Origin of the sequence: Stenotrophomonas sp. LC732, from assembly GCF_052446685.1 — a bacterium.
Lineage (GTDB): Bacteria > Pseudomonadota > Gammaproteobacteria > Xanthomonadales > Xanthomonadaceae > Stenotrophomonas > Stenotrophomonas muris.
The window spans coordinates 460,311-480,238 of sequence record NZ_CP199214.1 but is presented as its reverse complement, the minus strand read 5'-3'; the positions used below and the strand labels follow the sequence as shown (position 1 = coordinate 480,238).

Annotated in this window: 15 protein-coding genes, 1 pseudogene and 1 riboswitch; of the genes and pseudogenes, 7 read left to right on the top strand and 9 right to left on the bottom strand. The window is 67.9% G+C overall.

The genetic code is table 11. The features are described from left to right. Positions 1–38 precede the first annotated feature (38 nt). The 3 genes from ACT6SE_RS02210 to ACT6SE_RS02200 form a co-directional block, all read right to left on the bottom strand. Positions 39–1,106 carry a metal-dependent hydrolase gene (locus tag ACT6SE_RS02210; RefSeq protein WP_046428852.1) on the bottom strand — a complete coding sequence of 356 codons (1,068 nt, stop codon included), beginning with the start codon at positions 1,104–1,106 and terminating at the stop codon, positions 39–41. Between the two features lie 119 nt (positions 1,107–1,225). Beyond that, positions 1,226–2,026 carry a UDP-2,3-diacylglucosamine diphosphatase gene (locus ACT6SE_RS02205; protein ID WP_005412268.1) on the bottom strand — a complete coding sequence of 267 codons (801 nt, stop codon included), beginning with the start codon at positions 2,024–2,026 and terminating at the stop codon, positions 1,226–1,228. Beyond that, positions 2,023–3,738 carry a lysophospholipid acyltransferase family protein gene (locus ACT6SE_RS02200; RefSeq protein ID WP_046428847.1) on the bottom strand — a complete coding sequence of 572 codons (1,716 nt, stop codon included), beginning with the start codon at positions 3,736–3,738 and terminating at the stop codon, positions 2,023–2,025. The genes ACT6SE_RS02205 and ACT6SE_RS02200 overlap by 4 nt, the downstream gene beginning before the upstream one ends. Positions 3,739–4,073: 335 nt before the next feature. Here ACT6SE_RS02200 and metK point away from each other — a divergent pair, with 335 nt between their 5' ends. Both metK and ACT6SE_RS02190 read left to right on the top strand, forming a co-directional pair. Further along, positions 4,074–5,285, top strand: coding sequence for a methionine adenosyltransferase (gene metK / locus ACT6SE_RS02195; protein WP_010481882.1), 1,212 nt, complete (start codon positions 4,074–4,076; stop codon positions 5,283–5,285). A gap of 140 nt (positions 5,286–5,425) precedes the next feature. Continuing rightward, positions 5,426–5,932, top strand: coding sequence for an acyl-CoA thioesterase (locus ACT6SE_RS02190; RefSeq protein WP_010481883.1), 507 nt, complete (start codon positions 5,426–5,428; stop codon positions 5,930–5,932). Positions 5,933–6,048: 116 nt separating this feature from the next. Here ACT6SE_RS02190 and ppc read toward each other — a convergent pair whose 3' ends face one another. Together ppc and ACT6SE_RS02180 are read right to left on the bottom strand one after the other, a co-directional pair. Next, a complete protein-coding gene (ppc, locus tag ACT6SE_RS02185; RefSeq protein ID WP_032956706.1) occupies positions 6,049–8,760 on the bottom strand; it encodes a phosphoenolpyruvate carboxylase in 2,712 nt (903 codons plus the stop codon). 237 nt (positions 8,761–8,997) lie between these two features. After that, positions 8,998–11,513, bottom strand: a pseudogene (locus tag ACT6SE_RS02180) (S9 family peptidase). A gap of 120 nt (positions 11,514–11,633) precedes the next feature. Next, a riboswitch (S-adenosyl-L-homocysteine riboswitch) is annotated at positions 11,634–11,717 on the top strand. Positions 11,718–11,753: 36 nt separating this feature from the next. Between ACT6SE_RS02180 and ahcY the strand changes: the two are divergent. The 5 genes from ahcY (at position 11,754) to ACT6SE_RS02155 (ending at position 16,709) form a co-directional block, all read left to right on the top strand. Next, entirely contained in the window at positions 11,754–13,199 is a 1,446-nt protein-coding gene (gene ahcY, locus ACT6SE_RS02175; protein WP_014645960.1) for an adenosylhomocysteinase, read from the top strand. A 258-nt stretch (positions 13,200–13,457) separates the two neighbouring features. Next, positions 13,458–14,246: a lysozyme inhibitor LprI family protein gene (locus tag ACT6SE_RS02170; RefSeq protein WP_046428860.1), complete on the top strand. Its 789-nt coding sequence runs from the start codon at positions 13,458–13,460 to the stop codon at positions 14,244–14,246. Positions 14,247–14,296: 50 nt separating this feature from the next. Then, entirely contained in the window at positions 14,297–15,640 is a 1,344-nt protein-coding gene (locus tag ACT6SE_RS02165) for a peptidoglycan-binding domain-containing protein (RefSeq protein ID WP_080342711.1), read from the top strand. Positions 15,641–15,750: 110 nt separating this feature from the next. Continuing rightward, positions 15,751–16,224: a Cys-tRNA(Pro) deacylase gene (gene ybaK / locus ACT6SE_RS02160; protein WP_046428838.1), complete on the top strand. Its 474-nt coding sequence runs from the start codon at positions 15,751–15,753 to the stop codon at positions 16,222–16,224. Next, positions 16,224–16,709 carry a hypothetical protein gene (locus tag ACT6SE_RS02155; protein ID WP_046428836.1) on the top strand — a complete coding sequence of 162 codons (486 nt, stop codon included), beginning with the start codon at positions 16,224–16,226 and terminating at the stop codon, positions 16,707–16,709. Before ybaK ends, ACT6SE_RS02155 begins: the two co-directional genes overlap by 1 nt. A gap of 70 nt (positions 16,710–16,779) precedes the next feature. On the opposite strand, the gene ACT6SE_RS02150 is transcribed toward ACT6SE_RS02155, so the two are convergent. The 4 genes from ACT6SE_RS02150 to ACT6SE_RS02135 all read right to left on the bottom strand — a co-directional run bounded on the left by ACT6SE_RS02150 (position 16,780) and on the right by ACT6SE_RS02135 (position 19,842). Beyond that, entirely contained in the window at positions 16,780–17,415 is a 636-nt protein-coding gene (locus tag ACT6SE_RS02150; protein WP_444811088.1) for an energy transducer TonB, read from the bottom strand. Between the two features lie 101 nt (positions 17,416–17,516). Then, positions 17,517–18,101, bottom strand: a complete 585-nt coding sequence (locus ACT6SE_RS02145; protein ID WP_014645954.1) for a DUF3228 family protein — start codon at positions 18,099–18,101, stop codon at positions 17,517–17,519. 50 nt (positions 18,102–18,151) lie between these two features. Then, positions 18,152–18,883: a LytR/AlgR family response regulator transcription factor gene (locus ACT6SE_RS02140; protein ID WP_014645953.1), complete on the bottom strand. Its 732-nt coding sequence runs from the start codon at positions 18,881–18,883 to the stop codon at positions 18,152–18,154. Beyond that, the gene (locus ACT6SE_RS02135) at positions 18,880–19,842 is read right to left on the bottom strand and encodes a sensor histidine kinase (protein ID WP_444811087.1); all 963 of its coding nucleotides are present in this window, start codon (positions 19,840–19,842) and stop codon (positions 18,880–18,882) included. Before ACT6SE_RS02135 ends, ACT6SE_RS02140 begins: the two co-directional genes overlap by 4 nt. Positions 19,843–19,928: the final 86 nt, after the last annotated feature.

Sequence of the window (19,928 nt, the reverse complement as noted above, 5' to 3'; positions counted from 1 at the left end):
TCGGGGCCGTAGAGCCACGCCATGCGTGGATCCACTGATCAATGCACAGCGGTGTGGTCGGCCGCGCCCGGCGCCGCCGCCGGCTCCTGCCAGATCCGCTGCCACATCGCCGCCAGGCGGCGACCGGCGTCGGCACGCGCGGCGGGACTGCTGTAGTCCACCCGCACCTGCTCGGGAACGATCGCCCGCCACTGCCCGTCGGCCTGCCCGGCCACGACGAAGTTGAAGGTGTAGTCCGGCTCCAGCCCCATGCGCAGGTCACTCAGCACCAACCGGCCGTCAACCACCTGCGCACGCATGAAACCGCGGTTGAACCACGTCAGCTGCTGCACCGCCGGGATGGCCTGCGCTTCGCGCAAGGCCTGTACGTTGGACGCATGGCCTTCGAACCGCATCGGCCGGTGGTCGGCCACCAGCGAGCGGTCACCCACCACGTAGCCATTGGGCGTCATCGCCACCACCCGCCACAGCAGGGTGTTGAACGGCATCGGTACCGAGAAGCGCGGCGCATCGCCCAGGCCCATCGCGGCCAGGCTCTGCTGTGCGGCACGGTCGACCTGTGACTTGGCGATCAGGCCCCAGCCCAGGTAGCCACTGCTGAGCAGCAGGGCCACGCCCAGCACCTTGCCCGCCCAGGGCCGGGCGCGGCCGAACCAGGCCAGCACGCAGCCCAGCAGAAGCCACACCGTATACCCCGGGTCGATGATGAAGACACTGGATCCCATGGTCGGATGCGGGCGCAGCGGCCACCACAACTGGGTGCCATACACGGTGAACGCATCCAGCACCGGATGGGTGACCAGCGCCAGCTGGATCGCCCAGAACCAGCGCAGCGGTGACTGCGCGACGCGGCCATTGCCGAAGCGCTTGAACAGCCACCAGATCAATGCCGCCACCCATGGCAGTACCAGCAGCGAATGACTGAAACTGCGGTGCTCGATCATGTTCGCCACCGGATCGGCTGCGGTGAAACCGAGCCACAGCGCGTCGAGGTCCGGCAGGGTGCCAAGCGCGGCACCAGCGAGCAGGGCCGCGCGGCGATGTCCGGGCGGGGCGATGGCAGCGGCGACGGCGCCACCGAGCACGATCTGGGTCAGGGAGTCCATGGGCCGATGCTAGCGGCTTGCGGGCGGTGCATGTAGAGCCGAGCCCATGCTCGGCTGCGCTTCGTTCTGCGCCACGTCAGCCGAGCATGGGCTCGGCTCTGCAGTAGGACAGACGCGGGTTACGCCGCCTGCGACAACCGCGCGCCTGGCAGTTCCACCAGGGTCTGGCCGTTGTGGTCGAGCAGGCGCAGCGCACCATCATGGTCCTCGGCCAGTGCGGTCAGGCTCTCCACCCAGTCGCCGTCGTTGGCGTAGACCAGGCCATCGCGTTCGACCAGCGCCGCGCGGTGGATGTGGCCGCAGACGATGCCATCCAGGCCGCGCCGGCGCACGTCGTCCAGCCCGGCCTGCACGAAGCGCTCGATGTAGCGTTCGGCGGCCCCGCTGCGCTTCTTCAGGAACTCCGACAGCGACCAGTAGCGCATGCCAAGCCGGCGCCGTACCGCGTTCAGCGCCTGGTTGCCGGTCAGGATGCGGTAGTACAGCCAGTCGCCGAACTTTTCCTGCAGGCCACCGAAATGGGTCACGCCGTCGTAGTCGTCGCCATGCGCGACCAGCAGCCGGCGGCCATCGGCGGTCACGTGGATGGCACGGCGGCGCACCTGCATGGCCGGCAACATCAGCCCGCACACCTGGCGCAGCGAGGCATCGTGGTTGCCGGGAATGTAGATGATCTCGGTCCCTGCACGGCGCAGCGCGTGCAGGGCCTGGATGACTTCGCTGTGCGACTGCCGCCAGTTGGCGCGGCGATGCGCCATCCACCACAGGTCGATGATGTCGCCGACCAGGTACAACCGCTCGCAGCGCAGCTGCGAGAGGAACCGCGCCAGTTCGGTGGCGTGGCAATGACGTGAGCCCAGGTGCACGTCGGAGACGAACACTGCGCGCCGGTGCGGCGACAGGTTCGCCAGCGTGCTCATGCCGGCGCACCCGCGTCGCGCAGATAGCGTTTGCGCTTGTTCGGCCGGATCGCGCACAGGTCCACTTCGATCAGGCCGTCGATCGAATCGCTGAAGTCCGGGTCCATACCGAAGGCGAGGAAGCGCGCGCCGCCGGGTTCGCACAGATCGGTGTACTGGCGGTACAGCGTCGGCACGCCGGTACCCAGTGCGGCCAGGTTGGCCTTGAGCACATCGAACGCGGCACCCGCATCCAGCTCGCCGAAACTTGGCGGTGCGGCGAAGTACTGGAAGGGGCGGTTCGATTCGGCCAGCCCGGCGGTTCCGCCGTAGTAGCGCTGGTAGTAGGCCACCAGCTGCTCGCGCGCATCGCGCGGCAGCGCTGCGCTGATCGAGACCGCGCCGAACAGGTAGCGGATGCCCGGCCGGCACTGCAGGTAGGCGCCGATGCCCTGCCACAGGTAGTCCAGGCTGCGGCTGCCCCAGTAATCGGGCACCACGAAGCTGCGGCCCAGCTCCAGGCCCTCGGCAATGTGGGTGATGGCATCGTCGGAATAGCGGAACAGCGACGCGCTGTAGAGCCCGGACAGGCCGTGCCGGGCCAGGGCCTGGGCGCCGCGCATGATGCGGTAGGCACCGGCAATGCGCTGCGCCGCCGGGTCCCAGATCACGATGTGCTCGTACTGTGGATCGTAGTCGTCCAGGTCGCGGCTGCGCCCGGTGCCCTCGCCCACCTGGCGGAAGGTCAGCTCGCGCAGGCGGCCCAGTTCCAGCAGCAGCGGTGAATCGGCGGTACAGGTCGCCAACAGGATCTGCTTGCCATCGGCGGTCTGGCCCAGCTGGGTGGCCGCGGCAATGCCGGCGGCGACCTGCGAAGGCGGCACCGGAGACGCCAATGGCTCGGGGCCTGCGCACGCAGCGGCATTGCCGGCCGCGCCGTTGCGGCCCAGCGCGTACAGCGCGCGGCGCACCGCCAGCAGCTGTGCGCCCGGGTCACCGCCCTTGCCCAGCTGCATCGGCTCGCCGATGCTCAGCCGCAGCGGGCGGCCACGACGGGCGAACATTTCGCGCGCCAGCAGCGCGGTGCCGGCCGGCTTGAACAGGGTCGAGGCGCCGTAGAACAGCGCCGAGTTGCGCGCTTCCACCCGCACCGGCAGCACCGGCGCAGCGGCCGCGCGGGCAAAGCGGACGAATCCCCGCTGCCAACGGCCATCGCGGATGCCGCGCAGCGACAGGCGCGAGACCTCGCCGGCCGGGAACACGATCACGCACTGCTCGGCGGCCAATGCTTCCTCCACCGCATGCAGGCTGCCGCGCCGGGCCTTGCCACCGAGGATGCGCACCGGCAGCAGCAGGTCCTGCAGCGGCGCGATCGCCCCCAGCAGATCGTTGGCCACGATCCGCACGTCGCGGCGGATACGGCCAACCGCGTCCAGCAGTGCGAGGGCATCCAGTGCCCCGGAGGGGTGGTTGGCGACGATCAGCAGGCGGCCGGTGGCCGGGATCCTGGCCAGCGCGGCCGGATCCACCTGGTACTGGCCGCCGATGAATTCCAGGCCGGCGGCGACGAAACCGAAGCCGCGCAGTCCTGAGCTGCGCTGCAGGAAGGCTTCGATCTGGTCCAGGCGCGACCAGCGCCCGACGCTGCGCAGCAGCGGCCGCGCCAGTTGGCCGCGACGGCCATGGAACCAATCGGGGAAACGTTGCTGGAGACGCTGTTCGAGTTCCTGCATGGCGGATCCAGTGATGCCCGGCGGCCGGATTGGCCGACAGCCTGCGCCCGGCAGGCGGCAGCCAGATGGCGGTTTCGGGGCAGAACGATGACGGCCGGCCCGCCTTCGCGGCGAGGTCGCTGCCTGCGCGGTCGGGGCCGGCAGCCGTCCCGTCTGTTGTCACGCTGGTGGAACACTGGGCCTCAAGGCTGGACCCCAATCCCCAAGGGACGGCCCCTCCAGGCCTACGCGGGCTTAACCACCGGCAACCGGCACAGGTTCACAATGCACAGGCGGCGCACCCCGTGTATCATGCGCGCCCATCTTTCCATCCGAATCAAGGGATATTACGCCTGATGTCCAGCTATCTCTTCACCTCCGAGTCGGTCTCCGAAGGCCATCCGGACAAGGTTGCCGACCAGATCTCCGATGCGGTGCTGGACGCGATCCTGACCCAGGACCAGCGCGCCCGCGTGGCCTGCGAGACCATGGTCAAGACCGGCGTTGCCATCGTGGCCGGTGAAATCACCACCAGCGCCTGGATCGACCTGGAAGCGCTGACCCGCAAGGTCATCACGGACATCGGCTACGACAGCTCCGACGTCGGTTTCGACGGCGCCACCTGCGGCGTGCTGAACCTGATCGGCAAGCAGTCGCCGCACATCGCCCAGGGCGTGGATCGCAAGAAGCCGGAAGAAATGGGCGCTGGCGACCAGGGCCTGATGTTCGGCTATGCCACCAACGAGACCGACAGCTACATGCCGGCCGCGATCCACCTGTCGCACCGCCTGGTCGAGCAGCAGGCCAAGATCCGCAAGAAGAAGAACTCGCCGCTGTCGTGGCTGCGTCCGGACGCCAAGAGCCAGGTCACCCTGCGCTATGAAAACGGCGTGGTCTCGGCCATCGACGCCGTGGTCCTGTCGACCCAGCACGCCCCCGGCATCAAGCAGAAGGACCTCATCGAGGCCGTCCGCGAAGAGATCATCAAGCCGGTGCTGCCGGCCAAGTGGCTGCACAAGGGCACCAAGTTCCACATCAACCCGACCGGCAAGTTCGAGATCGGTGGCCCGGTGGGCGACTGCGGCCTGACCGGCCGCAAGATCATCGTCGACACCTACGGCGGCTGGGCCCGTCACGGTGGTGGTGCCTTCTCCGGCAAGGACCCGTCCAAGGTCGACCGTTCGGCAGCCTACGCGGCCCGCTACGTCGCCAAGAACGTGGTGGCCGCCGGCCTGGCCGACCGTTGCGAAGTGCAGGTCTCCTACGCCATCGGCGTGGCTGAGCCGACCTCGATCTCGGTCACCACCTTCGGCACCGGCAAGATCAGCGACGACAAGATCGAGAAGCTGATCCGCAAGCACTTCGACCTGCGCCCGTACGGCATCATCAAGATGCTGGACCTGGTGCACCCGATGTACCAGCAGACCGCGGCCTACGGCCACTTCGGCCGCAAGCCGAAGGAGTTCAGCTACCTCAACGGCGAAGGCGAGACCGTCAACGCCACGGCCTTCTCCTGGGAGAAGACCGACCGCGCCGCCGCCCTGCGCGCCGATGCGAAGCTGAAGTAAGAAACACGAAGGGCCGCTCACGCGGCCCTTCTGCTTTCTGTAGAGCCGAGCCCATGCTCGGCTTTCTTTTTCCTGCGACAAGAGCAGCCGAGCATGGGCTCGGCTCTACAAGAGCTACGCCACGCCGATACAATCGCCGCATGTCGACCGAACTGAAAACCCACCAGCTGTCCATGACCGTGCTGATGTCGCCGGAGATGGCCAATTTCTCCGGCAAGGTCCACGGCGGCGCCATCCTGCGCCTGCTCGACCAGGTTGCCTACGCCTGCGCCAGCCGTTACGCCGGCAGCTACGTGGTCACCCTGTCGGTGGACCAGGTGATGTTCCGCCAGCCGATCGCGGTGGGCGAGCTGGTCACCTTCCTGGCCTCGGTGAACCATACCGGCACCTCGTCGATGGAGATCGGCATCAAGGTGGTGGCCGAGGACATCCTCAAGCGCAGCGTGCGCCACGCCAACAGCTGCTTCTTCACCATGGTGGCCGTGGATGAGGAAGGCCGGCCGACGCCCGTCCCGCCCCTGCAGCCGGCGACGTCCGACGAGAAGCGCCGCCAGGCCGCCGCGCAGATCCGCCGCCAGCTGCGCCAGGAAATGGAACAGCGCCATCTGGAACTGCTGGCATCGAATCCGCCGTCACCGGAGGAGTGAGGTAGTGCCGGCCGCTGGCCGGCAACCTCGCGCGTGCTGCCGGACATCATGAGGTTGCCGGCCAGCGGCCGGCACTACCATTGCGAATTCGCCGGGCCATGCCCGGCGGATGCGGATCAACCGGTATTCTGCACGCCCTGCGCAACACCGTTCACGCAGGCCACCAGCGCGCGCAGCAACCCGTCATCCTCGCGCCCGCTGGCCCGCCAGCGCTGCAACAGGTCCACCTGCAGCACGCTGATCGGATCGACGTAGGGATTGCGCAGGCGGATCGACAGCGCCAGCCGCGCATCGTGGTCGAGCAGCGTCCGCTGGTCCATCAGCGCCAGCAGCCAGTGCCGGGTGAGTTCCAGTTCGCGCTGCACCTGCGGGAAGAAGTGCCCGTGCAGTTCACCCGACAACAGCGAAAACTGCTCGGCGATGGTGATATCGCCCTTAGACAGCACCATCGCGATGTCGTCCAGGAAGGTGCGGAAGAACGGCCAGTCCCGCGCCATCTCGCGCAGGGTCTGTTCGTGGCCGGCATCAACCGCCGCCTGCAGGCCACTGCCCACGCCGTACCAACCGGGAATCACCGCGCGCGCCTGGCTCCAGGCGAACACCCAGGGAATCGCACGCAGGTTGCCCAGCGCGGCGTCCTGGCCGAGCCGGCGCGATGGCCGCGAGCCCAGCGTCATGCGTTCGATCACGTCGATCGGCGTGGCGGTGCGGAAGTAGTCCATGAAACCGGCCTGGCCAACGAACGCGCGATACACCTCGCTGCTGGCCGATGCCACCGCGTCCATCACCGGTCGCCACTCATCCTCGCGCGGCTCGGCGGCACGCGGGCGCAGGCTGGCACGCAGCACCGCACCGGTGGCCTGCTCCAGCGAGCGCAGGGCCAGCGCACGGATGCCGTACTTGCGATGGATCACCTCGCCCTGCTCGGTCACCCGCAGGCGGCCATCGATGCTGCCGCGCGGCGATGCGTCCACCGCGTGCGTGGTCTTGCCGCCACCGCGGCTGATCGAGCCGCCACGGCCATGGAAGAAGGTCAGGCGGATGCCGGCCTCGGCCGCCACCTCCAGCAGCTCCACCTGTGCACGCTGCAGGCCCCAGCGCGATGCGGCGATGCCACCGTCCTTGCTGCTGTCCGAATAGCCCAGCATCACCATCTGCACGTCATCGCGCGCTTGCAGGTGCGCGCGATAGATCGGGTCGGCCAGCAGATCACGCAGGGTCGCGGTGCCGCGCTTGAGGTCCTCCACCGTCTCGAACAGCGGCGCGATATCCAGCGGTACTGATCCGTTCTCTTCCACCAGGCCGCCACGGCGCGCCAGCGCCAGCACCGCCAGCACGTCGCTGCGGTCATGTGCCATCGAGATGATGTAGCTGCCCAGTGCATCGCCACCATGCCGCGCACGGGCATCGGCCAGCGCGGCGAACACGGCGTCCAGTCGCCGGTTGCCTTCGTCGTCGCCCTTCGGCAACGGCGCGTCACCACTGGCATGCGGCGCCAGCAGGCGTGCGCGGCCCACTGCATCCAGACCGTCCCACGCTGCGTCGCCGCCCAGCACCGTGGCCAGCGCGCGCGCGTGCACGCTCGATTCCTGGCGCACGTCCAACCGCGCCAGGTGGAAGCCGAAGGTCTTCACCCGCCACAGCAGGCGCTGCACGGCGAAGCCACCGGCATGTTCGCCGCGGTTGGCGCGCAGGCTGTCGAGGATCAGCTGCAGGTCGTCGATCAGTTCGTCCGGGCCGGCGTAGGCGCCCTCGCCATCGTCCAGCGTTGCCTGCAGGCGTGCGCGCATGCGGTCGTTGAGCAGGCGGTACGGCATGTCGGCATGGCGCGGGCGCGACTGCACCTGCGGCAGCAGCTGCTGGTAGTGCGCCACGCGCGCCTGCAGCGCCTCGCTCACGCCCACCCGCTCGGTGGACTGGCTGAGCAGGCTGGCCAGCTGCAGCAGTTCCTTCTGGTAGCGACCCAGCACGGCCTGCCGTTGCGCGTCCAGCGTAGTGCGGATGGTGTGGGCATCCACGTTCGGGTTGCCGTCCATGTCGCCGCCCACCCACGTACCGAAGCGCAGCAGGCGCGGCAGCGGCAGTTCTTCGCCGTAGGTATCGCGCAGCGCCTGCTGCAGCGATTCGTACAGCACCGGGATCACCCGGTACAGCACCTGCACCAGATAGAAGCCGACGTGCTCGCGCTCGTCATCGACGGTAGGCCGCACCGGCGAGGAATCGGTGGTTTGCCACGAAGCGGTCAGCGCCATGCGGAAGCGCGCAGCATCGGCGGCCGCTTCCCCCGGCGTGCGCTGGCCGTCGAGGTTGTCGACCAGGCTGGCCACCATCAGCTGCTCTTTCTCCAGCAGCGCGCGGCGCACCGCTTCGGTCGGGTGCGCGGTGAACACCGGTTCGATGTCGATGCGCGGCAGCCACTGCGCCAGCTCATCCAGGCCCACGCCCTGCGCCTTCAGATGCTGCAGCGCATCCTGCAGGCCGTCGGGCTGCGCCCCGGCGGTACCGGCACGCTGGTAATCACGGCGGCGGCGGATGCGATGCACGCGCTCGGCAATGTTGACCACCTGGAAGTAGGTGCTGAAGGCCCGCACCATGGTCTCGGCCTGCTGCGGCGTGCGCCCGGCCAGCCCTTCGGCCAGCTCCGACAGCGGCGCCTGGTTCTCGCGGCGGGCAATGGCGCGGGTGCGCACGTCCTCGACATCGTCGAGAAAAGCGGCCGAAACCTGTTCGACCAGCAGGTCACCGACCAGTGCGCCGAGCCGGCGCACGTCATCGCGAAGCGGAAGATCGGGGGAAGCAAACTCGATGCTGCTGCGGTACTCGTTCATCGGCGACGCACAGGCCTCGGTCAACGGATCCAGACCCCAAGCCTATCCCAGATCGGGCGTCGTGCTGCGATGCAAGAATGGTTTCATCTGCACGTATCCATGGCGGACGCAGCCGAGCATGGGCTCGGCTCTACAAGCGTCATGGCGCGTGACACCGTGTAGCGCCCGAGCCCACGCTCGGGCGGCGGCGCAGCCGCACAGGCGGCCGCTGTTGCAGCGGCCACCCTCATGCACGTATCAGCGCTTCTTCTTCGCCGTGCCCTGCTCGGCCGGGCCGATGGTCTGCTCCAGCCAGCGCTCGCTCTCGGCCAGCATGGTCATGATCGATTCGCGTGCGCGGTAGGCATGCGATTCGTTGGGCAGCATCACCAGCCGCGCGGTGCCACCCAGGCCCTTCACCGCCGCGAACATGCGCTCGCTCTGGATCGGGAACGTGCCGGAGTTGTTGTCGTCCACGCCGTGGATGAACAGGATCGGATCCTTGATCCTGTCGGCGTAATTGAACGGCGCCATCTTCTGGTAGACGTCCTGCGCCTGCCAGTAGTTGCGCTCCTCGGCCTGGAAGCCGAACGGCGTGAGCGTGCGGTTGTAGGCGCCGCTGCGCGCAATGCCCGCCTTGAACAGGCGGGTGTGTGCCAGCAGGTTGGCCGTCATGAACGCACCGTACGAATGGCCACCAATGGCGATGTGATCGCGGTCGGTCACGCCACGCCGCACCACTTCATCCACGGCCGCCTGCGCATTGGCCACCAGCTGTTCGATGTAGGTGTCGTTCGGCTCCTTGTCGCCCTCGCCGATGATCGGCATCGACGGGCTGGCCAGCACCACGTAACCCTTGGCCAGGAACGCCTGCGGACCCCAGTAGCTGACCGCATTGAAGCGATACGGCGAATCGGTCACCTGGCTGGCCGCGGCCGCGCTCTTGAACTCGCCCGGGTAGGCCCACATCAGCAGCGGGCGCGGGCCGTCGCGCTTCGGGTCGTATCCCGGCGGCAGCAGCAGGGTCGCGGTCAGGTCGACGCCGTCCTTGCGCTTGTAGCGGATCTGCTCCTTCTGCACACCCTTCAGCTGCGGCAGCGGATGCGCGAAATGGGTCAGCGCGCGCGGTGCGCTCCCAGCATCGGCCAGCGACTGCACGTAGAAGTTGGCCGGCTCGTCCGGGCTCTCGCGGCTCAGCAGCAGCGAACTGCCCTGCTTGTCCAGCAATGCCACCGGCAGCGCATAGCTCGGTGCCTGCGAGTGGAACAGGCGCGTTGCCTTGCCCGTGGCGATGTCGAAGCGGTCCACGAACGGACGGTCGCCTTCCGGCGAAGCACCGGCGCCGGCCAGGTACAGGCTGCCGCCATCGGCGCTGGTCTGCAGCAGCGAACGGCCGCGCTCGTCGCTGGCCCGCAGCGGCCGGCCCGGATCGGCGTAGCGGTCCTGCGCATCGCGATCCCACAGCAGGCGCGGTTCGGCGCTGGCATTGTCCGGGGCGATCAGCCAGGTCTTGGTCCTGCGGGTCTTCCACCACGATTCGGTCAGCAGGGCCAGGTCGCCACGGCCCCAACTGATACCGGCCAGGCGGCTGCCCAGCTGGGCCAGCGTCACCGGCGGTGTGTCGAACGGCGCGGCCTGCATCAGCACCGCATCGCGCACCTTGGCATCCCTGTTCGGGTCGCCACCATCCTGCGCTTCGGCCCAGACCAGGGTCGCGTCGGCATCACCACGCCAGCCGATGTCACGCACGCCGGTCACTTCGGCGTCGTTGCCGGTCGGCAGGCCTTCCACCAGTGGACGCACGGCCACGGTATGCACCAGCTTGCCGCTGGCACGGTCGATCACTTCAATGCGGCGCGGGAAACTGCTCACCGGCACCACGTAGGAATACGGGCGCTGCACCGGCTGCCGCAGCACGAAGCGGCCATCCGGCGACACGGAGAAGCCCATGAAGATGCCGGCCGCGCCGATCGCGCGGGTGCTGCCATCCAGGTGACTTCCACCGGCTGTGTGGTGGCGTAGTAGTCGAACTGGCGCGCGTCAGCCTCGTTCTTCAGCAGGTCCTGGTAGGTACGGATCGACACCACGCCATCGCCCCGGCGGGTCTGCTGCACGGCCGGGCCGGTCGGGATGCCGTCGGTGGCCGGGGCCGCACCGAGGTTGGCCGGGCGGGTGAACACCACCAGCCCGCGGCTGTCCGGCAGCCACTGGTAACCGCTGCCGATCACCGTGTTCAGGCCGGCAACCAGGCGGCGGGCGCTGCCGGCGGCCACGTCCACCAGCCACAGTTCGTTGGCGCCGCTGGTGGCGTCGACCTGGTTGAAAGCGAGCCACTTCTGATCCGGAGACCACATCAGGCTGGCGATCGACAGCGTGGCCGGCAGGCCGCTGATCTGCCGTTCCTTGCCATCGGCCACGTTCATCAGCCACAGCTTCTCGCCGAAGCTGAAACGGCTGTCGGAGAACGTGCGCGGGTTGATGCGCAGGCCGGCCAGCTTCAATTCCGGCTGCGCCACCACCCGGATCGACGGCAGCGACGGCATCTGCATCAACGCGGCCATGTCGCGGCGAGGCGACAGGTGCAGCGACGGCGCGCGCGGTGCGTCGACCACCGCCTGCAGCGCCGCCGAGGGCAGTTCGTAGCCATTGGCACCCTGGGCCTGTGCTGCAGCGGGCTGTGGGGCCACCGCCCAGGCCAGCGGGGCCACGGCCAGCAGTCCCATCGACAGGACCAGGCCGGTCCAGCGCCGCGTACGGCGCGCGTGCATGCTCATCGTTCTACCTGCGTGATGCGTGAAAGCACCGACCTTAACAGGCCGTGCACGCGCCCCCATCTGCCGATGGTTGGGTCATCCGGATGTCATGCCGGGGCCGCGATATAATGGGGGTTCTCCCCTGCCGAGGGGCGCTGCGACCGGATCCGATGAGGCCCGGCCAGGCTCGGTAAGGTGGCTTTGTAACAACGGCGCCCGGCTAGATGCGAGCACCCGCTCGCCCACAACCGGAGCACACGAATGAACGCTGTTGCCAAGACCTTCTCCACCGAAGGTGATTACAAGATCCGCGACATCACGCTGGCCGACTGGGGCCGCAAGGAACTGGACATCGCCGAGCACGAAATGCCGGGCCTGATGTCGATCCGCCGCAAGTACCAGGCCGAGCTGCCGCTGAAGGGCGTGCGCGTGACCGGCTCGCTGCACATGACCATCCAGACAGCGGTGCTGATCGAGACCCTGAAGGACATCGGCGCCGACGTGCGCTGGGCCTCGTGCAACATCTTCTCGACCCAGGACCACGCGGCTGCCGCCATCGCCGCCACCGGCACCCCGGTGTTCGCCTGGAAGGGCGAGACCCTGGAAGAGTACTGGGACTGCACCCTGGACGCGCTGACCTTCACCCTGGCCGACGGCACCCTGACCGGCCCGGAACTGGTGGTGGACGACGGCGGTGACGTGACCCTGCTGATCCACAAGGGCTACGAACTGGAGAACGGCAGCGACTGGGTCAACACCGCGTCCGCCTCGCACGAAGAACAGGTCATCAAGAACCTGCTCAAGCGGGTCGCCAAGGAGCGCCCGGGTTACTGGGGCCGCGTGGTCAAGGACTGGAAGGGCGTCTCCGAAGAGACCACCACCGGCGTGCACCGCCTGTACCAGCTGGCCCAGGCCGGCACCCTGCTGATCCCGGCGATCAACGTCAACGACTCGGTCACCAAGAGCAAGTTCGACAACCTGTATGGCTGCCGCGAGTCGCTGGCCGACGGCCTGAAGCGCGCGATGGACGTGATGCTGGCCGGCAAGGTAGCCGTGGTCTGTGGCTACGGCGATGTCGGCAAGGGCTGCGCCGCGTCGCTGCGTGCCTACGGCGCGCGCGTGATCGTCACCGAGATCGACCCGATCTGCGCCCTGCAGGCGGCGATGGAAGGCTATGAAGTCAACACCATCGAATCGACCCTGGGCCGTGCCGACCTGTACGTCACCACCACCGGCAACAGGGACATCATCCGCATCGAGCACCTGAGCGCGATGAAGGACCAGGCCATTGTCTGCAACATCGGCCACTTCGACAATGAGATCCAGGTCGACGCACTGGTGTCCTTCGCCGGCATCAAGCACGTCAACATCAAGCCGCAGGTCGACAAGTACATCTTCCCGAACGGCAATGCGATCTTCCTGCTGGCCGAAGGCCGCCTGGTGAACCTGGGCTGCGCCACCGGCCACCCGAGCTTCGTGATGTCCAACAGCTTCGCCAACCAGACCCTGGCACAGATCGACCTGTGGGCGAACAAGGACAGCTACGAGAAGAAGGTGTACCTGCTGCCGAAGAAGCTGGACGAAGAAGTGGCTCGCCTGCACCTGGAAAAGATCGGCGTGAAGCTGACCACCCTGAGCCAGGAACAGGCCGACTACATCGGCGTGCCGGTGGAAGGTCCGTTCAAGCCGGACCACTACCGCTACTGATCGTGCGCGGTGCCGGCCAGCGGCCGGCACTACCGGCGCAGGCGGGGTCGGATCCCTTTCCGCAGGAAAGGGCGCTGACCCCGGCAACAGATGCAGACAGAACGGGCGCCTTCGGGCGCCCGTTCTGCGTTGCGTCGCCCCGCAGCAGATCCGCGCGCCCTGTCACAGTGCCCTAAGAAGCCGCTTGCTAGTCTCTATGCCCCCATGGACTGCCAACTGCAGGCCATGCGCCGGGACGCAGACAGCAAAGGACAGGACATGCCGCGCAACAATGACCGAGTGACCCGGGCGATGAAGCCCCTGATGATCCTGTGCTGGGTGGCCCTGCTGGCCGCCTGCAGCCCGCCTGGCAGCGATGCCGGTGCCAGCGCGCCGGCAGCGAACACCGGCCAGGCAAGCACCGACGGCAAGGCAACCAGCACCCCGGCAGCGGCCACGGGCAGCAGCGCTGCCTGCGCCGAGGGGGCATCACTGGTGCAGACCCTGATCTGCAACGACCCCGCCCTGTTGCAGCAGGAAGCCGAGCTGGCCAAGGCCGAAGCCTCCGCACGCGACACCCTCGATGCCGCCGGCAAGGACAAGCTGCAGGCCGAGCAGCAGCGCTGGATCCAGCATACGCGCGACCTGTGCGGTGACGCGCACTGCCTGCAACAGGTATTTGCCGATCGCCTCAAGGTGCTCTCGGCCACGCGCGAGGGCTTGATCGACGAGGACGCCTGCGAAGTGCCCGACGGCCAGCAGCAGTGCGTGGACCTGCTGGTGCTGCGCGACCCCAACAGCCAGTTGGCGAACTTCAACACGCTGCTGGGAGAAAACGGCCAGGAAGGCCGCCTGCTGGGCTGTACGGCCGCCACCAACGTGGGCGGTGGCCCCAACGCCGTGCTGGCGGCCAACTGCATCCAGGAAACCACCGCCGGCAAGCGCAACGTGCAGTTGTGCAGCAACCAGATGGTCGGCCAGTTCGCCCTCGTACCGGCATCGGCCGCCTACGGCACCCAGGCCGTCCGCCAGCTGCTCGGCTTCACGCAGCAGCACTGCGCCGGCTGACATCCGCTGGGTGCGCCCGGCGCTTTTTCCCACATTGAAGGACGATGACCATGGCAAAGGATTCCACCCTTACCCGCGAACAGCTGTCCACGCTGTTCCTCAACACGGAGCTGGGCGGCAACACCCGCCACCTGGACCACTTCTCATACGCGCAGAAAGGCGCAAGCACCTACTCGTTCGGACTGGTGCAGTTCGATGTCGGCGGCAATCCACAGGCCAGGCGTTTCCTGCGCGACAACGGCTTCACCGCCGCTGACATCGAACTGCTGTCCCAGCAGGGCGGATTGAGCACCCGGCAGCTGGCGGCGCTTGACGCCAAGTTGCAGGCCATTCCGCAGGCGAAGATGGACCAGCTCACCAACGACAAGCTGGACAGCGCCATCGAGCGCGTCGATGAAGCCATCGCCAAGGTGCGTGCCACCAACCCGGCCGCCGCCGATGCCATCGCGGCCAACCCCGAACTGCAGCTGGCCATGGCCGACTATGACAACCAGTTCGGCGGCATGGGCCCGCAGTTCATCAGCTATCTGGCCGGCAACGCGGAAAAGCTGCAGGGCGGTACGGTCCAGGCCGGCAATCCACCGACCCGCGGCGACGTGCAGAACTTCGTCGATGCCACCAAGTACGGCATCCAGTCGCCGGCCGCGGTGACCAGCCGCGATGAGCGCTTCGACCGGGCCATGACCCAGCTGGGCATCACCCCCACCCATGCCCCCTCGCACGGGTCGCCCGGCGCGCCCGGCGGCAACGGCGTACTGGTCAGCGGCGCCAGGGGCGATGAGGTAAAGGCGATGCAGCAGAAGCTGGCCGACCTGGGCTATCTGGGCAAGGACGGCAAGCCACTGGTAGCCGATGGCGATTTCGGGCCCGGCACCCTGGAAGCGGTCAAGCAGTTCCAGCGTGAGCACCAGCTCACCGTCGATGGCAAGGTCGGTGCCACCACCCTGGGTGCGCTCGACAAGGCCACCGCGCAACAGCAACAGCGGGCCGCCGAACCGACCATGGCCACCCCCGGCCACGCCGACAACCCGCGTTACCAGCAGGTCGTGGAAAAGCTGGAAACGCTGGAAGAACAACGCCGCCAGGGTGGCCTGGCGCCACTGTTCAATGACCGCAGCCAGCTCGAGAACGCCGCAGGCCTGGTGGCTTACGAGTCCAAGCTGGCCGGCATGAGCCAGGTCGATACCGTGCTGGCGCGGCCGGACAACCAGGGCGTGTTCGCCGTGCAGGGCCAGCTTGGCGATCCCGCCATGCACCGCACTTACGTCGATCTGTCGCAGGCGGCGAACCACACGCTGCAGGACAGCACGCGGCATAGCCAGGCGCTGGACAACGAACTGTCGCAGCGACAGACCCAGGAACAGATTCAGACGCAGCAGTCGATGTCGCGCTGACGCGGGATGCCGACGATCACAGCCGGGACGGGCGCCTTCGGGGGCCCGTCCTGCGTTGATGCGCGAGTTTCGGTCAAGGCAATATCCCTACCTCGCGCTAGGATGCGCCCATGACCCCGGCCATCAACCTGCTCAAGCGCGAGAAGATCGCCCACACCGTGCGCAGCTACGTGCACGACGCCCACGCCGAATCGTATGGCGGCGAAGCCGTCGACAAGCTCGGCCTCGACCCGGCCCAGGTGTTCAAGACCCTGCTGGCCAGCACGGAAGCACACGAACTGCTGGTGGCGATCGTGCCGGTCGCCGGTCAGCTTGACCTGAAGGCGCTGGCCGAAGCCGCCGGCTGCAAGAAGTGCGAGATGGCCGCCGCCGATGCCGCACAGCGCGCGAGCGGCTACCTGGTCGGTGGCATCAGCCCGCTGGGGCAGAAGAAGCGCCTGCGCACGTTCCTGGACGCCAGTGCCGAAGCGCTGCCCGCGCTGCATGTCAGCGCCGGGCGCCGCGGCCTCGAGGTAGAACTGGCACCGGCCGACCTTCTGCGCCTCACCGCCGGCCACTACGCTGCCATCGGCAAGTCACGCTGATGCGCTGGCCGTGGTCTGCAGCGCCGGTACCCCGGCTCGACGATGCACAGGCCGACGTGCTGCTGCAGGACCTGCTGTCGCGCGATGCCACGCGCATCACCGATGCCGCACGCACGGTGGCACGGCTGTTCAGCACCGCGTCGCTGGACGCGTTGGTCGCACATGTGGATACGATCGAACGCAGCTGCGAGGGCATCGCCCTTGGCGGCATGCTGATCAGCAACCAGGCGCACCTGAAGGCGGCCCTGCAACGGCTGCGCTACTGGCAGGCGCGTGAGGGGTGCCTGTGCGCACTCTACCCTTCTTATGTGTTCTTTAACCCTGCACCGCTGCTGGAACAGGGCCACGTGCTGCTGCTCGGACGAGGCGAGGCCCAGGATGGCTGGGGTGAGTGCTACCGGGTGACGTGCACGTCCTGCACGCAGCCGTGGAGCGCCACCGAGCGTGAATACCACTACCCGTGGTGGGAGTGGAAGCGCCTCTGACAGTGATGCAGCCACGCACGGCGTGGCTCCGCTGCGGTACGTCCAGATCCATGCCATGCGTGGATGACGCTCACTCCACGAATTCATGCCGCATCGGCATGCGCACGAGGGTCAACGCCGGCACCGTACCCTTCGCATCGGCAAGGCTGAAACGCCAGCCCTGCAGCTCCTCCGCTGCAGCGTCATCCAGCAACGCATGACCGCTGGAGGTCTCCACGATCACGGCCGCAACGCGCCCCCGCGCATCGACCAACGCCTTCAGCATGCTGCGGCCGGACAGCCCCTGCCGCATGGCCTCCACCGGATAGCGCGGCGACACGCCGCGTGGAGGCAGCCAGGGAATACCTTCACCCGCGAACAGATCCCGGTTGCTGCGTGCCGCGCAGGACGTCGGCAGGCGCAGCTGCAGGGATACCTGCACCTCATTCACGGTCACGTGCGCCGGCGCGGCGCAGGCATGCTGCACCAGCGCCTCCAGCATTCGTTGCTGCCGACGCAGCGCGTTGCCATTGGCCGCCGCCACTTCAATCACGCAGCGGCCGTCCTGCGGCTGCATCGACAGCGCGGTCACGCCTGCATCGCGCAGCCCGGGAAGGCGTGCCATGGGTTCGCAGGCCATCCCGGCAGAGGGCTTCGCGGCCAGTACCTGGGTGGCGGGCAGCGTGCCCGCCAGCAACATCAGGATCATCCTTGCCCAGACCGCCATGCCCTGCCCTCCTTGGGTTTGCCTGGCCCGATCATAGCGCGCGCCTGGGGTCGGATCCCCTCCTCAGGAAAAGGCTTCGACCGGGAGCTCGAATGATCGGGTCAGAGCCCTGCGATGCGGGGATCCGACCCCGGCCGCCAGTTGGCGTTGTTCTCCCAGAACTCCACCGAGCGCCGGTAGGCCTCCTTGTCCAATGGCACGCCGGAACCGCCCTCCTCCACGCCCAGCGCATTGCGCATCATGGTGATCGGCGCCATCGGCACCTCTTCCGGTTCGGCGGTATAGATGCAGCCGACGATGCCCCAGTCGGCTTCGATCGGTGAGCCTTCCCTGGCCAGCTGCTCGGCGTTGTACAGGATCACCACCAGGTAGTTCGCGCGCGGCGACTCCACGCCCTCGAACCAGCGCACCAGTACCGGCAGTTCCTCGCGGTTGCGCGCTTCGTAGCCGCTGCGCAGCTGGTGGCGGTTGGCCTCGGTGACCGGCACCGTCAGGCAGCGCGTGCTGGTCCAGTTCTCGTAGACGAACAACTTGCAGAACGGGGCGTAGCCGTCGAGCACCTTCAGCGGCGCGTGCGCATTGAGGTGTGCCTCGAACTGCTCGGCAGTGCAGTCCTGGATGGTATTGCCGCGTGGCACGCGCGGGAACAGGCGGGGACGGGCGAAATCGGTGAGGACGATGGACATGGCGCGGCGTGATCTGGGAATCCGCTGCACAGGGTAACCGCTGGCAGCACCTACAACGCCATCCGCTCGCGCAGCTCGCGTGCCTGCCGCCGCGATACCTCCACCTCGCTGCCATCATCCAGCGTCAGGTCATAGCCGTCGCCGATGCTGGGCGACACCCCACGGATACGGCGCAGGTTGACCAGTGTGTTGCGGTTGGCGCGGAAGAAAAGATCCGGCGGCAGGCGTGCTTCCAGCGCGCTCAGGCTGCGGGTCAGCAGTGCGTTCTGGTCGCGGAACCACAGCCGCGTGTAGTTGCCATCCACCACCAGCCGACGGATCTCGGAGACTGCCACGAACCAGCAGCGTTCACCCTCGCGCACGAACACCTGGTCGTGCGCGCCCAGCGTGCCGCGCGATTCCGGCACGTCGGCCGCAACCGCCTCGCACTGCCGCGCCCGCTCGAGCGCTTCCAGCAGCCGCGGCGCCTCCACCGGCTTCACCAGGTAGTCCAGCGCGTTGGCCTGGAACGCACGCACCGCATAGGTGTCGTAGGCGGTGACGAAGACCACGGCCGGCACCGTGTCCAGGCCGTCCAGCACGTCGAAACCACTGCCGGAGGGCATCTGCACATCCAGCAGCACCAGGTCCGGTGCCAGCGTGGTGATCGCCTCGCGTGCGGCGGGCACGTCGTCGGCCTCGCCCACGCACTGCACCCACGGCAGCGCCGACAGCAGCGTGCGCAGCTCCTGCCGGGCCAGCCGTGCGTCATCGACGATCAACACGCGCAGCATGCCAGTCATTGCGGAATCTCCAGCAGGGCCTGCATGCGGTCACCGGCCGGTTGCAGCACGAATCGGCCACGCATGCCCAGCTGCGCACGCAGGTAGGCCAGGCCGACGCCATGGCCATGGGTGGGTTCGCTGCCGGTTGGAAGTGGATTGTCCACCTGCAACCGCAGCACGTCATTGTCCAGCGTGGCGCGGATCTGCACCTCGCCGCCGCCGGGTCGGCTGGCGATACCGTGCTTGATCGCGTTCTCCACCAGCAACTGCAACGCCATCGCCGGCAGCTGCGCCTGCGTGGCATCGGCATCGATCTGCTGCCGCACCTGCAGGCGCTGTTCGAAATGGACCGCCTCGATGGCCAGGTAATCATCGACCACCGCCAGTTCCTCGGCCAGCGTGTCCTGCTCGCTGCGGTTGTGGGCGAGCGCCTGGCGCAGCGTGCGCGACAGGCGGGTGACCATGTCACGGGCCCGTTCCGGGTCTTCCAGGATCAGCGCACGCAGGTTGTTCAGCGCATTGAACATGAAATGCGGATTGAGCCGCGCACGCAGTGCGTCACGTTCCAGCACACTGCGTTCGGCTTCGGCGCGCAGGCGTGCCAGCTCGCTGTGGCGTGCCCGCCGCAGGCCGTGCAGGCCCCCCCACAAACCGGTCCACACCAGCAGGAACAACGCGGTGTTCATCCAGTACAGCAGCACCGAAGACCACTGGTAATCCGCATGGCCGCCAGGCAGCTGCACCCAACCCAGCGCCAGCGCCGGCAGCAGCAGCGCCGCCGTTACCGCCTGTGCGACGCTGGCCCCGAGCACCACGCCGGCAGCCAGTTTCAGCACCAGGCTGCCCAGGCTGCCCTCCCACCAGCGCTGGCGCAGTGCAACCGAACGCAATGCGCCGCTGCACAGCCAGAGTGAGACCGCGACGCTGACGGTGATCAGCACGATGCCACTGAACACGATGCCGCCACCGATCCGCATGCCGACCCACAGCCCGTACAGCGCATAGCCGGCCCATGCCAGTGCATTGAGCGTCCAGAAACGGCGGGAAGGCGTGGTGGTCCATG

Bases quoted from the DNA above. Each gene is read 5' to 3' on its own strand.
- ACT6SE_RS02210 (WP_046428852.1), bottom strand. From the start codon at position 1,106: ATGGACTCCCTGACCCAGATCGTGCTCGGTGGCGCCGTCGCCGCTGCC.
- ACT6SE_RS02205 (WP_005412268.1), bottom strand. From the start codon at position 2,026: ATGAGCACGCTGGCGAACCTGTCGCCGCACCGGCGCGCAGTGTTCGTC.
- ACT6SE_RS02200 (WP_046428847.1), bottom strand. From the start codon at position 3,738: ATGCAGGAACTCGAACAGCGTCTCCAGCAACGTTTCCCCGATTGGTTC.
- metK (WP_010481882.1), top strand. From the start codon at position 4,074: ATGTCCAGCTATCTCTTCACCTCCGAGTCGGTCTCCGAAGGCCATCCG.
- ACT6SE_RS02190 (WP_010481883.1), top strand. From the start codon at position 5,426: ATGTCGACCGAACTGAAAACCCACCAGCTGTCCATGACCGTGCTGATG.
- ppc (WP_032956706.1), bottom strand. From the start codon at position 8,760: ATGAACGAGTACCGCAGCAGCATCGAGTTTGCTTCCCCCGATCTTCCG.
- ahcY (WP_014645960.1), top strand. From the start codon at position 11,754: ATGAACGCTGTTGCCAAGACCTTCTCCACCGAAGGTGATTACAAGATC.
- ACT6SE_RS02170 (WP_046428860.1), top strand. From the start codon at position 13,458: ATGCCGCGCAACAATGACCGAGTGACCCGGGCGATGAAGCCCCTGATG.
- ACT6SE_RS02165 (WP_080342711.1), top strand. From the start codon at position 14,297: ATGGCAAAGGATTCCACCCTTACCCGCGAACAGCTGTCCACGCTGTTC.
- ybaK (WP_046428838.1), top strand. From the start codon at position 15,751: ATGACCCCGGCCATCAACCTGCTCAAGCGCGAGAAGATCGCCCACACC.
- ACT6SE_RS02155 (WP_046428836.1), top strand. From the start codon at position 16,224: ATGCGCTGGCCGTGGTCTGCAGCGCCGGTACCCCGGCTCGACGATGCA.
- ACT6SE_RS02150 (WP_444811088.1), bottom strand. From the start codon at position 17,415: ATGGCGGTCTGGGCAAGGATGATCCTGATGTTGCTGGCGGGCACGCTG.
- ACT6SE_RS02145 (WP_014645954.1), bottom strand. From the start codon at position 18,101: ATGTCCATCGTCCTCACCGATTTCGCCCGTCCCCGCCTGTTCCCGCGC.
- ACT6SE_RS02140 (WP_014645953.1), bottom strand. From the start codon at position 18,883: ATGACTGGCATGCTGCGCGTGTTGATCGTCGATGACGCACGGCTGGCC.
- ACT6SE_RS02135 (WP_444811087.1), bottom strand. From the start codon at position 19,842: ATGCGGATCGGTGGCGGCATCGTGTTCAGTGGCATCGTGCTGATCACC.